This window comes from Kutzneria buriramensis, assembly GCF_003387475.1.
GTDB lineage: Bacteria > Actinomycetota > Actinomycetes > Mycobacteriales > Pseudonocardiaceae > Kutzneria > Kutzneria buriramensis.
Genome location: NZ_QUNO01000015.1, coordinates 109855 through 122208, shown reverse-complemented (window position 1 = coordinate 122208; position 12354 = coordinate 109855). Strand labels below are relative to the sequence as shown.

Annotated in this window: 8 protein-coding genes; all 8 read right to left on the bottom strand. The window is 72.1% G+C overall.

All coding sequences use genetic code 11. The annotated features are described in order from the left end of the window. Positions 1-52: 52 nt before the first annotated feature. The 8 genes from BCF44_RS37610 to BCF44_RS55960 all read right to left on the bottom strand — a co-directional run bounded on the left by BCF44_RS37610 (position 53) and on the right by BCF44_RS55960 (position 12354). Positions 53-1525, bottom strand: coding sequence for a hypothetical protein (locus BCF44_RS37610; RefSeq protein WP_116179255.1), 1473 nt, complete (start codon positions 1523-1525; stop codon positions 53-55). A gap of 10 nt (positions 1526-1535) precedes the next feature. Beyond that, complete coding sequence (locus tag BCF44_RS37605) at positions 1536-1967, bottom strand: YbaB/EbfC family nucleoid-associated protein (protein WP_116179254.1); 432 nt, start codon at positions 1965-1967, stop codon at positions 1536-1538. A gap of 28 nt (positions 1968-1995) precedes the next feature. Continuing rightward, the gene (locus BCF44_RS37600; RefSeq protein WP_116179253.1) at positions 1996-4851 is read right to left on the bottom strand and encodes a WXG100 family type VII secretion target; all 2856 of its coding nucleotides are present in this window, start codon (positions 4849-4851) and stop codon (positions 1996-1998) included. A gap of 85 nt (positions 4852-4936) precedes the next feature. Continuing rightward, complete coding sequence (locus BCF44_RS37595; protein ID WP_116179252.1) at positions 4937-5515, bottom strand: hypothetical protein; 579 nt, start codon at positions 5513-5515, stop codon at positions 4937-4939. 13 nt (positions 5516-5528) lie between these two features. Then, positions 5529-5816 (bottom strand): WXG100 family type VII secretion target, encoded by a 288-nt coding sequence (locus tag BCF44_RS37590; RefSeq protein ID WP_116179251.1) that lies wholly within the window; start codon positions 5814-5816, stop codon positions 5529-5531. A 43-nt stretch (positions 5817-5859) separates the two neighbouring features. Continuing rightward, positions 5860-6183: a WXG100 family type VII secretion target gene (locus BCF44_RS37585; RefSeq protein ID WP_116179250.1), complete on the bottom strand. Its 324-nt coding sequence runs from the start codon at positions 6181-6183 to the stop codon at positions 5860-5862. A 70-nt stretch (positions 6184-6253) separates the two neighbouring features. Then, positions 6254-9394: a right-handed parallel beta-helix repeat-containing protein gene (locus BCF44_RS37580; RefSeq protein ID WP_170217959.1), complete on the bottom strand. Its 3141-nt coding sequence runs from the start codon at positions 9392-9394 to the stop codon at positions 6254-6256. After that, positions 9391-12354, bottom strand: coding sequence for a hypothetical protein (locus BCF44_RS55960; RefSeq protein ID WP_170217958.1), 2964 nt, complete (start codon positions 12352-12354; stop codon positions 9391-9393). The genes BCF44_RS37580 and BCF44_RS55960 overlap by 4 nt, the downstream gene beginning before the upstream one ends.

Below are 12354 nucleotides of genomic sequence, written 5' to 3'. Positions count from 1 at the left end.
ACGGCGATCACGCGGCCAGGCCCGGTCCGCCGGCGGCGGACCGGGCCCGTGGTCACTGCGCCGGCTCGGCCGGCGTCTCGGGCAGCAGCGGTGTGTACCGCTCGGGTTCCAGCTCCGCGAACCCTTGCGGCTCCGCCGGAATCGCCTGCTCCCGCTCGTACAGGCGGGGCTCCAGCGGCGCCTCCGACCGGACGAACTCGCGCGGCTGCTCCACCGGGGTGCCCTCGTGGACGCTCTCGTAGTGGACCGGCTCGGCCGGCACGGACTCGCGGACCGCCTCGAACCGCGCCGGCTCGGCGGCGATCGTCGGCTGGAGCGGCAGTGCCTCCTCGGTCCGGGCGTACACATGGGTGGGCTGCAACGGCTCGACCGGGATCCCCTCGCGCACCCGCTCGAACGCCTGGGTGGGCTGGAGCGGCGTCACCTCCTGGGCCCGGGCGTACTCGTGGGTGGGCTGGAGCGGCTCCGCCTGGACCCGGTCATACATGTGGGCGGGCTGCAACGGCTCCGCCTGGACCCGGTCATACATGTGGGCGGGCTGCAACGGCTCCGCCTGGACCCGGTCATACATGTGGGCGGGCTGCAACGGCTCCGCCGGGATCCGGTCGTACGCGCGCGTCGGCTCCAAGGGCATGACGTCGTGCATCGGCGTCATCCGGACGTGCTCGGCCGGGATCGCCGGCTCCTCCGGCAGCAGCCGGCCCATCGGCACGCCCTGCCTGGTCCCCTCCATCGGCAGCAACGGCTCCTCGCCGGTGTAGGCCGGCTCGGCCGGCATGTAGCTGGCCGGAATGCCGCGCTCCGCGGGCCGCAAGGCCTCCATCGGCTGTAGCGGCTCGGTGCCGTATTCCCGCGGCCGCAGGGCTTCCATCGGCCGCAACGGCTCGGCCGGCAGGAGTTCGCCCTCCCGCCGTTCCGCGCGCATGAGCGGCTCGGCCGGGACGTCGTCCAGCCGCCGCAGCGTGCCTTCACGCAACGTTCCGCGCTGGAGCGGCTGAAGCGGTTCGCCGTTCTCGTCGGTCGCCGGCACGCCCTCGGTCGGCGCGAGGGCGTCCACGCGCCGCCGCGCCTCCATCGGCGCCAGCCGCCGCTCGGCCCGCATCAGCGGAGCGCCGTCGGCCGCCCGGTACAGCTGCCGCTCGCCGGAGCCCGAACCGTCACCGTAGTTGCCGCCACCGCCACCGGAGTAGTCGCCGGAACCGTCGTACGTGCCGAGGTTGCGCGCCCTCTCCTTGGCGTTGTCGTTGATGTTGTTGTAGCCCTTGATCATCGTGTTGATGCCGGTGGCCACGCCGTGCGTGGCGTCCGTCATCGACGCCATGCCGGTGAGCACCTGGTCCCGGCTCTTCCCGTACTGCTGGAAGAAGTTGTGGCCGTTCTTGTCGTCACCCCAGGGCTTGCCGAGTCCGTCCAACCTGGACTCCAGGTGCTGGGTGATCTGCCCGAGCCGGTCGCCGAGGCTCTTGAGGCCCTCGACGGCCGGGCCCATCGCGTCGGCGTTGACCGAGAAGTCGCTGTCGGACACGGGAACCTCCTCAGTCGTCCATGCCGGGCACGCGGCCGTTGTCCACGTACTCGCGCACCTGGTCGGTCATGATCGGGTCGCGCGGCAGCACCTTGCCCAGGTCGGCGTTGTCGCCGAACATCTTCGACAGGTCCATGCCCATCGGGGCGTTGGCCGTCATCAGCTCGCGCTGCTGCTTGAGCACCTGCGTGCGGGCCGCCGCGAACACCTCGGCGATCACGTTGGCCAGCTCGGCCGGGGCCATGTCCCGGTAGGCGTCGGTCGGGAACTTCAGCTCGAGCAGCTGCCCCTGCGCGCCCAGCGTGACCGACACCGACTTGCGCTGGGAGGTCGCCGTGGCGGTGATCTCCGACATCCTGCGCTGGTGCTCGGCGAGCTGGTCGAGCTGCCGGTGGTAGTCCGCCATCAGCTGTTCGACGGCCTCGTCGTACTGCGACGACATGGTCAGCCCCTCTCCCTCGTCGGGTTGGTCATCCCAGCACCCCCGGCACGTCGGAGCTGCGGCTGTCCCACTGCTCGGACCGGCGGTCGAGCAGGTCCGCGGAGGTGCGCTCGGGCTCCTCCTCTTCCTCGCCGTCGGCCGCGACGTCGGGGTCGGCCTCGGGTTCCGGCTCCGGCTCCGGCATCGCGGCGGAGCTGCGCATCACCGGCTGCTCCACCGCCGCGCCTCCGACGACCTTCTCCGGCCGCCACGTCGCCAGGTGCTGCTGCTCGGCCGGCGCGGGCACGCCGCGCATGTCGCCCTGCACCCACTTGTCGTTGTCCTCGGCCGGCGCGTCGGTCTGGAGGTCCTCGTCCTCTCCGTCGCGCCTACCGCGCCGGCCGAGCAGCCACGGCAGCACGGCGGCCGACGCCGCGCCGCCCGCGTCCCAGGCGGTGAAGTCCTCCGCGCCGGCGCCGTCGTCCACCCTTGCCACACGGTCGGGAGACGCCGCCGGTTCATCCTCGGCCTGGTGGTGTTCGGTGCCACCCGGGTGGACGTGGTGCTGGAGCGGCTGGGCGCCGCCCTGCGGCTGGCCGACGAGGGCATTGTGGTCGGCGAACGTCGATCCGTCCGGGGTCAGCAGGCCGGAGGCGTCGGACCGCTCCCCCTCCTTCGAACCCGGCTGCTGGGCGCCCATGCCCCCCATGCCCGGCATCATCGGCATGCCCGGCATGGCCTGCTGCGGCTGCTGAGCGGCCTCCTGCACGGGCAGGCTCGGATTGTCCACGGAGATGCCGTTGTCGGGCAGGCCGATCGGCGCGGGGTCGCCGGGGAACTGCTCCTGCGGCAGGTCCAGACCGGACAGTCCGCCGGAGCCGCCGGACGCACCCGCGCCGCCGGCCAGCAGCACCGACGGGTCGCCGGCGTTGTCGACCGTGCCGCCCGGGAACAGCATCGGGTTGAGCAGGCCGCTGGCGTCGGACTTGCCGGGCTCCTTGTTCCCCTGGCCGGCGCCGCCCATGCCCCCCATGCCACCGGGCGGCATCATCGGCATGCCGGAACCGGGCCCGCCGGCCGTGCCGCCGCCGGCGAGGCCCTCGGTGCTCAGGCCCGTGACGTCGGAGCCGAGGCCGTTCTCGCCGCCGAGGTTGGCCAGTGCCGGGTCGCTGACGTCGGTGCCGCCGGGGAAGCCCGACAGCGGCAGGTCCGCCCCGCCGCCGCCCGGGAAGGACTCCAGGTTCTTGGCGCCGTCGAGTCCGTCCAAACCGGACAGCCCACCGCCGCCGCCGGACGCGCCGCCGCCCCCGTTGAGCAGGCCCGACGGGTCGACGGCGTCACCCAGGTCGCCCGGGAACTTGATCGGGTTGAGTAGGCCGCTGGCGTCGGACTTGCCGGGCTCCTTGTTCCCCTGGCCGGCGCCGCCCATGCCCCCCATGCCACCGGGCGGCATCATCGGCATGCCGGAACCGGGCCCGCCGGCCGCGCCGCCCAGGCCGCTCGTGGTGGTGTCGCCCAGGCCCGGGAACTCGCTGAGCGGCGGCGCGGTGGACGCCAGGTTGTTGGCCAGGCCGCTGTCGCCGAGCCCGCTGCCGCCGAGCCCGCTGTCGCCAAGTCCGCTGCCGCCGACGCCGCTGTCGCCGAGGCCCGGGAAGCTGCTCACGCCGGGCTTGTCCAGGCCGCTGGTGTCCAGGCCGCTGCCGTCCTTGAACGGGTCGCTGAGGTTGTTCAGCCCGCTGTTGCTGCCGCCGAGGTCGCTGTTGCCGCCGAGGTTGCTCAGGCCGGGGAAGTTCGACAGCGCCGGCGGGGTGAAGCCGTCGGTGGCGCCGCCGTTGGCCCCGTTGTCGCTCAGGCCCGGGAAGTTCGACAGCGGGGGCGGATTGAGGCCGCCGGGGCCGTTCGCGCCGTCGCCGCCGGGAAAGTTGCTCAGGTCGCTCGGGTTGTTGCCGCCCGGGAAGTTGGTCAGGTCGGCCGGGTTGCCGCCGCCGGGGAAGTTGGACAGCGGGGGCGGGGTGAAGTCGCTGCCGCCACCGCCGCCGGCCCCGCCACCACCGGAGCCGTCACCGCCCGGCATGTTGAAGTCCTTGAGGGGCGGTGGCGTGAAGTTGCTGCCACCACCGCCGCCGCCTCCACCACCGCCGGTCGGGTCGAAGTTCGGATTGCTCCCGAACGGATCGTTGCTGCCGAAGGGATTGTTGTCGCCGAACGGATTGGGCCCGTTGCCGAACGGGTTGTTGTCGCCGCCGGGTGGCGGCGGGATGTCGCCGCCGCCGGGTGGCGGGGTGTTGGGCCCCGGGTTGTTGTCGGTGCTGGGCGGCGTGAACCCGTCGTTGTTGACCTGGTAGTGGCTGGACAGGTTGGTGATGACGGTGCGCATGTCGTGCGTCATCGCGTCCACCACCTGCTGGTCCTCGTGCACCATCACGAGGCCGTTGACGACGTGCACGCCGCGGGCGATGGCCTGCTGGGCGTACCAGTGGTCGATGGCGTGGATGGTGTTGATCGCGGTCTCGAGCCGCTGGCCGTTGGCGTAGACCTGGCTGGGAATGTCGTCCGCGGCCACGTCGCCGGCCAGCACCTGGGCGTTGGCCTTGATGTTCTGACCCAACTGGTACATCAGGGTGTTGAACGACTCGGCCGCGGCGCCCTTCCACGGCGCGTCGTCGCCGTAGGACAGCGCGTCGGCCTGGTCCCGGATGCTCTGCGCGACCATCGTGAGCGCGTTCTTCACGTACTCCAGCGTGTTGGCCGCGGTGTACAGCGTCGTCGGGTTGGACAGGCCGGTGTCGGTGGCGTCGCCGTAGTAGCCGACGATCGCCGTCATGATCTTGTGCCAATCCCACGTGGTGAAGTCGTCAGCCGTGCCTTCGCCAGGGTTGTTGTTGTCCTCGCTCGGGTCAGGCATCTCTCATCCGTTTCTCGATCACAGCATGGGACTTGCAGGGGGGAGATCGGCCGTCCGTCCGGTGTGGACGGACGGCCGATCGGTGCTACGAGCCGGAGCCCGAACCGGACCCGTCGCCGAACTTCGAGCCGACCGAGCCGACGGCGGTGATGTCGCCGCTGACGTTGTGGTCGCCGAGGACCCGGCTCAGCTGCTGCCCGGTCATCTTGTTCAGCTCATCGATGTTGTCGTAGTCGCGGGCCAGCTTCAGCACGGCCTCGTGCGTGTCGGTGACCGACTTGACGCACTTCTTGAGCACCGTCTCGAAGCCCGACTGCATCATGCCGTCGCCGGCGTCGCCGGTGAGCATCGTCTTCATGACGTGCCCGGTGTGGAAGTCGCCCGCCGCCACCTTCGGCATCGCCTGCACGAGCGCGAGCGCCTTGTTCAGCGGCTCGATCAGCGTGCCGATGTTGTCCGCGAAGATCTTCATCGAGGGGGTGCTGACCGCCGTGCTGCCGTTGCTGCCGTTACCCTTGCCCGGCACGTTCGGCGGCGTGAGCGACGGCGTTCCCTCCGGATTGGTCGGACCGCCACCGGTCACCGGCGGGACGCTGTTGGGGTCCCAGTTCTGGATGTTCGGCTTCGGCGGCGGAGTGTGCGTGCTCGTCGACTCTCCGTACATGGTGAGCCCCCGTTCACATCTGCCAGGTCTGGGTGCCCCGGCGCTCGCCCTCGACGATGATCTCGTGGATGTGGGTGAGGTCGGTCTGCGCCTTGTTCAGGTGCTGGATCATCTGCTCGTGCGCCTGGTTGTAGCGCTGCTGCACCTGCATGAACTCGTCCTTGGTGGCACCGTCGAAGTTGGCGGTGTGCGCGTTGATCGTCGCCACCAGGCCCTCGCCGACGTCGGTCAGCTCGGTGGCGATCCGCTGGAAGTTGGCGGCGATCTCCGGCGTGGTGTCGAGCTGCATGGAGTAGGTCATTGGTCTTCTCTCTTTCTTGCGCGTCGAGGGGGGAGGGGAAGGATCACAGACCGTGCAGGCCGCCCATGGCGCTGCCCGTGCCGCTCGCCACCGAGCCGATGTTCTCGTGGGTGCTGCTGAACAGGCCGTGGGTGTTGACCATCTTCTCGTGCATCTCCCGCAGCGAGGCCAGCACCTGGTTGGCGCCGTCCTGGAAGTTGCTCATCGCGTCCTGGAACAGCCGGGCCGCGTCGCCCGTCCAGGCCGCCGCCAGCGTGTCGCACTCGGACACGACGTTCTGCAGGTCCGTCTGGACGCTGTCGATGGCCTGTTGCTGGCCCTGCGCCGTCTGGACGAGGCCCGAGAGTTCGACCTTCGAAATCGCCATCGAGTTCACTCCTCACAGCTGGTGGTGCGCTAGGTCACCACGTTGGGTTTCGTTCGGTGTCGCACCGGTTTCACGCCGGCACGGGCACCGCCTTTCGCTCCTCGATCGACGGCCTTGCGCTGTCGAGGTCGGCCGTGGTGACCGTCCTTGAGGTCGAGCCCGCCGCGACCACCGCGGCGAACTGCCGCGCCTCGCGCACGCCGACCGCCGCAAGCCCGGCCGTCAGCGCAGCGACGACGCCTTCCCCCGCCTGCCAACCGTTCTCCGCCCACCAACGGACGACGAGTTCGGCCCTCTCGGCCGGCGAGTAGTCGGTGAGACGCAGGTGCTCGGCGAAACGACCGGCGAGGTCGGTCCGGCCCAGCAACGCGCCGATCAGCTGCTGCTGCCCGGTCAGCAGCAGCACGGTTTCCGTTGGCGCGGCGGCGAGAACCTCCCGCACCGCGGCCACGACACGCCCCTTCTCCGCGTCGGACCGCCGCAGGAACAGCTGGTCGATGTCCACCAGCAGCGCGCCGCCGGCCGACTCCGCGACCGCCGCCCGCACCCGGATCTCCGCCTGCCCGTCGAACGTGCACGGGATCGCCGACAGCGGCAACTCGGTGACCGCGCCGGACGCCAGCAGCCCGAGCTCGGCCAGCGACCGGGCGAACAACCGCGCCATCGTGCGACGGCCGCTGCCCAGCGGGCCGTCGAACACCAGATTGGCCAGCCCACCCAACGGCTGCCGCCGCCGGCTCAGCGCGATCAGACCGCTGAGCCGGGCCAGCAACGCCTCCTTGACCGTGGCCTGTCCGACCAGAGTGGACAGTCGGCGGGCACTCGGGCCGGGCGGCAGGTTGTCCTCGGGGGTGTCGGTGCCGTCGTCGCCCTCGGCCAGCGGGACATCGCTGACGGCGAACCGGCTCAGCTCGTTGTCCGCGCCGCCGGAGATCGCGAGCCGGGACGCCTGCGTCGAGATCATCGACTCGAACAGCTGGCGCGCCACGCGGCCGTTGCCGAACGTCTTGCCCTTCGGCGTCTTGTCGAAGTACCGGTGCAGCGCGTTCAGCACGTCGTCGTCGAGCTCGTAGTAGTGCTTGGCCGCCATGCCCCGCACGATCGTGACGAGCTCGTCGACCGTGTAGTTGGGGAATTCCACGGTCTTGGTGAACCGGGACGCCATACCGGGGTTGGAGGCGAGGAACTGCTCCATCTGGTCGGTGTAGCCGGCCACGATCACCACGATGTCGGACCGGTGGTCCTCCATCAGCTTCATCACCGTGTCCACCGCCTCCTGGCCGAAGTCCGGGCCGGAACCGCCGGACTGGCTGGTCAGCGTGTACGCCTCGTCGATGAACAGCACACCGCCCAAGGCCTTCTCGAACACCTCGGTCGTCTTGATCGCGGTCGCGCCGATGTACTGCGCCACCAGATCGGCCCGCGCCACCTCGATCATGTGGCCCTGACGGAGAATCCCGAGCTCCGCCAACACGGATCCGTACAACCGAGCCACCGTCGTCTTACCGGTGCCGGGCGGGCCGGCGAACACCAGATGCCGGCTCACCGACGGCATCGGCAACCCCAACTGCTCCCGCCGCTGGGCCATCCGGTTCAGGTTGATCAGACCGGTGACCTCGGCCTTCACCGACTCCAGGCCGACCAGGCTGTGCAACTCGGCCAACGGGCCGTCGCCGCGGTGCGCGGCCTGGTCATCGGCCTGCTCCGCCGGGGCGGCTGGCGCGGAGGCCGCGGAGGCCGCGGGCGCGGGCGGCTGCGCGGGCGCGGCCGGCGTCGGCGCAGGCGCGGCGGGGGCCGGCGGCGCGGAGCCGTCGTTGTCGAAGATCTCGCAATTGTCCAATTCGGACATCGCGCTGCCCTGGACGTCGATACCCGGCCCGGAGTTGTGGTGCACGCGGCAGCGGGTCGCCCGCAGCGTGCCGCCGTCCGCGACGACGATGCCGGCGCCGCGGACCTCGGTGACCTCGCTGGCCTCCAGGGTGAGCACACTGCCGGAACCGATCTCGACCGGGCAGCCCTGGGCCGCCGCGGAGCTCACCGTCGCCCGGGCCTGCCCGGTCAGCAGCAGACCCGCGCCGGACGCCGTCCGGACCCGCATCTCGTCGATACGTCCGGTGGACGAGCCCTCCAGCGCGACACCGACGCCGCCGGCAAGCTCGACGACCGCGCGCCGCAGGTCGATGCCGGAGTCGACGACCCGCACTCCCCCGGTCACCGAAAGGCCGTCGACACGGGCCTTTCCGCCGCCGCTCACCAACACCGCCGACTGGTCGGCCTTGGTGACGGTCAGCATCCGGACCGCCGGGTCGGCGGCGGCATCGACCAGCAGGCCGATCGGGCTGTCGGTGATGGTGCAGCTCTCGATCGTCGGCGACGAGCCGCCCGTCACGTGCACGCCCTGACGCGACGCGCCGGAGAACGTGCAGCCATGCAGCGTCGGCTTCGCGCCGTTGGCGATGTGCACGGACTGGCCGCCGGAACCGGAGAACTCGCAGTCGGTCAGCGTCACCTCGCCCGCGCTGGTGAGGTAGGCGTCCAGACTGGCGCTCTCCGTGATGACGACCCGGGTCAGCTCCGCCCGGCCCTCCTGCTCGATCACCACCGCCGGCTTGCCGCTGCCGACGATCCTGGTGTCGGAGACCTGCCCGATGCCGGAACCGTTGACGCACAAGCCGTTGCCCTTGACGTGGTCGAAGACGCAGCCGCGCACCTGCACCCGGCCGCTCTCCGCGACCACCATCGCCGACGACCCGACCTCGGCGATCACCGTCTCCTCGACGGAGCTGTTGCCGACGGAGGTGACGACCACGCCGGCGCCGGTCGGGTTCTGCACCCGGCACTGCCGCATCGCCAGCACGCCGGTCTGCCTGGCCAGCACGGCGGTCCACGCCGCGCCGCCGACCCGGCAGTTGTCCAGCGCCGCCTCGCCGTTGCGGACGTCCAGCACCGGCAGCTCGGCGTCGTCGCCGGTGATGTCCAAACCGGACAGTTGCACCGCGCCGCCGGCGACCACCAGCGTGCTGCCGGTGGCCGAGTGCAGCCGGACCGTGCCCGGGCCGTCCTCGGCGTTGATCGTCACGACGCCGGTGATCGCCAGCGACTCCTCGTACCGCCCCGAGGCGACGTTGACCACCGAGCCGTCGGTGGCCTTGGCCAGCGCCTCGGCGATGGTGCGGAAGGCGCCCGGCACCTGAAGGACCTGGCGGGTCATGCGCTTGTCCTCTCCATCGCGACGGAAAGCAGTCCGGGCGGGGCGCTCGCGGTCGGCCGCGCCGCGTCCGCGCCGGTGACCTGGGCCCAGGCCTGCGCGGCCTGGTCGAGCCCGCCCAGCGCCAGGTCGTCGAACATGCTGCGGCCGGTGTTGACCTGGCCGTCCTCGCCGATCTCGGCGGTGGACAGCTCGCGCAGCAGCACCACCGGGTGCGGCTCGTCGCGGACCTCGAGCACCTTGAAGTTGGTGCCCGGCACGAACAGCACCTGGTCCTCGACGGACGGGTCGATCAGCTGGGTCCGGCGGGCGGTCATGGACCACACCCGGAACTCCACCTCGCCGGCCAGGACCGGCCGGCCCGCCGTGGTGGCCGTCAGGAAGGCCCATTCGCTGACCAGCATCCGATTGCGGTACCAGTCCAGTTCGGACGGTCCGGCCACCGCCCACAGCTGCGTCGCGCCGCGGTAGGACGGCAGCCGCTTCAGGCCGGAGGTGACCACGCGGGCCAGCGGCACGTGCGGGCCGGGGGCCGCCGTGCGGACCGCCTCGTCCACGCCCGCGCTGTCGCCGGTCAGGTAGAGCCGGACGCCGACCAGGTCGGCCAGCACCTCGTCGGCCTGCATGCCCACGCGCAGGCCCGGGACCTGCGACAGCATCCGGGAGACGGTGCTCGCCGCGACGTCGTACTGGGAGCTCAGGGCCTTACGCAGCCAGGCTCGTTCCTCGGTCAGGCCACGGGTCGGCGGCACCGCGCAGGCACCGGAGGCCGGAACCGGCTGCACCGCAACGCTTCGGGCACCGGCTGCCGGCTGCTCCGGCGCCGCCGCCGGGGCGGGCATCGGATCCGGCGCCGGCTCGGGCTCCAGGATCGCCGCCGCGTCGGGCTGCGCAGTGGCGGTCGGCTGTTGCGGGGCCGGCGCCGGGACCGCGATGGCGGCGAAGTCGATGCCGAAGTCCGGCACCGAGGACTCCAGCCGGAGGCCAGTCGGCATGGCCGCCGGCGGCGCGTCCACGGCCGAGGTGACGATCGGCTTCGGGGCCGCGGACTCCGGCAAGGCCTGCACCGCGGCGGCGCCGGCCGATTCGGCGGGCGTGGCCGGCGGCTCGGCGGCGGTGGCGACCGGCCCGGCGGACTCCGCGACGACCGGCACCGGGGCAACCGGCTCGACAACGATCGGCTCGGGGACCACTGGCTCGGCAACGGTAACGATCGGCTCGGCAACGGCAGCCGTGACGATCGGCTCGGGAGCCACCGACTCGGTGACGGCGGCCACCGGAAGGGGCTGGGCCGGCTCGATGGCGGTCGGCTCGACGGCGGCCGGCTTGGCGGCGGTGACGATCGCCGCCGGGGCCTCGACCACCGGCTGGGCCACCACCGGCGACTCCAGCGTCGGCTCTTCGGCGACCGGCTCGGGCTCCTCGTCGAGGGCGCCGCCGGCGAGTCCGATGACCGCGGACTCCAGAACGACGGACGCGGTCGGCGAGTCCAGATAGTCGACGACGTCGGCGTCCACGATCATGTCGGCGGACACCACCACCGTCGCCTCCACCGGACCGGCCGGCAGGGCCGGCAGCGACAGCCGCGGGGCCATCAGCTCGACACCGTGGTCGGCGGGCAGTTCGACGGTCTCCGACGAGGTCCACTGGCCCGGCACGGCCTCCACGACCATGCCGTTGGCCGGCAGCGCCGGCACGTGGTGGCTGTTGGCGATCAGCACGGCGGCCGGCAGCACCCGGAACATCCGGCGCATCGCCGGGTCCATGGTCGCGAGGATCTCCCCGGCCAGCGCCTGCATCCGGTCGCTCACGTGCCGCGACGAGGTGTCGAACACGACGGCGGCGTGCCGCGGGTCGATGGGCGCGGTCCGCACGTGGTCGGCGTTCACGGGGGCCACCGGCGGCCGCAGCCACAGTCCACTCTGGACGATCTCGACGACGGCATCGTTGGCGTACCAGTAAACCCCGGGCGCCAGCTCCGAGGCGCCCGGCACCGGAGACTCGTACTGGAGCAGCTGCGGCGGCAGGATCCGGCCGGCGGCCGCGGCGCGCGGCAGGTACCGCAGCTCACGGGCGAAGGAGCGCCAGCCGAGGCCGCCTTCCGGGGCCACCACGTGCAGAGTGCCTTCGGTGGACGGCATTCCGCCGTAGAAGGTGACAGCCGCGCCGAGCTGGTCGGCGAGCGCCTGCCCCACCGAGGAACGCAGCACCTCGACCGGTCCGTACTGGACGAAGCGAACCTTGTCCCGGCTCTCCGGCGGCACCGAGTGGCAGAACCGGGCGATCTCGCTCATCGGCACCGGCCGCGAGTTCGGCGACCCCAGTACCACGGTCATCATGTCCGACCGCGGCACCAGCCCGGAGATCAGCAGCGCCCGCTGGTCGTCGGCGGACTCCAGCGGCCGGATCCACACGCCGGACGGCAGCGGCTCCACCACGCTGACCGGGCCGGGCTGCCAGATGTGCTCGGTGCCGGGGTAGCTCCAGTCCGGGATCGGGAACCGGCGCGAATCCTGCTGCGGCGCCCGGCCCCGGCGGAACCGGACCCAGCCCACGCCCTGCAGCGCGGAGCTGAACAGCGCGCCGCCGGGCGCCATCACGACGTCGCCGTCGGGCACGAGAACGGGGCAGTTGAGCCGTTCCGCCAGCCACTGGCCGGTCATCACGGCGGCGTCGCGGGAGTGCTTGCCCAGCACCAGCCGGTAGCCGCCGCGGCGGCGGCCCAGGTGTGCGGCGACGGTGTGCCACAGCTCGATCGGCCCGTCCGGCGGCACGTCCGCGACCACCACGGTGTGGTCGGGGTCGTGCGCGATCATGCGGGCGAAGGCCAGCGCGCGAGGGTTGAGGTGTCCCTCGATGTGCAGCAGCAGCGCGTGCCCCGCCTCGACGCAGGCGACCTGCGGCAGCGCCGTGGATTCCGACGCGCCGACCGCCCAGGTGCGCAGCCTTTCGCCCAGCATCAT

Coding starts and splice junctions, on each gene's coding strand:
- BCF44_RS37605 (WP_116179254.1), bottom strand. CDS start 1,967: ATGTCGTCGCAGTACGACGAGGCCGTCGAACAGCTGATGGCGGACTAC.
- BCF44_RS37600 (WP_116179253.1), bottom strand. CDS start 4,851: ATGCCTGACCCGAGCGAGGACAACAACAACCCTGGCGAAGGCACGGCT.
- BCF44_RS37595 (WP_116179252.1), bottom strand. CDS start 5,515: ATGTACGGAGAGTCGACGAGCACGCACACTCCGCCGCCGAAGCCGAAC.
- BCF44_RS37590 (WP_116179251.1), bottom strand. CDS start 5,816: ATGACCTACTCCATGCAGCTCGACACCACGCCGGAGATCGCCGCCAAC.
- BCF44_RS37585 (WP_116179250.1), bottom strand. CDS start 6,183: ATGGCGATTTCGAAGGTCGAACTCTCGGGCCTCGTCCAGACGGCGCAG.
- BCF44_RS37580 (WP_170217959.1), bottom strand. CDS start 9,394: ATGACCCGCCAGGTCCTTCAGGTGCCGGGCGCCTTCCGCACCATCGCC.
- BCF44_RS55960 (WP_170217958.1), bottom strand. CDS start 12,354: ATGATGCTGGGCGAAAGGCTGCGCACCTGGGCGGTCGGCGCGTCGGAA.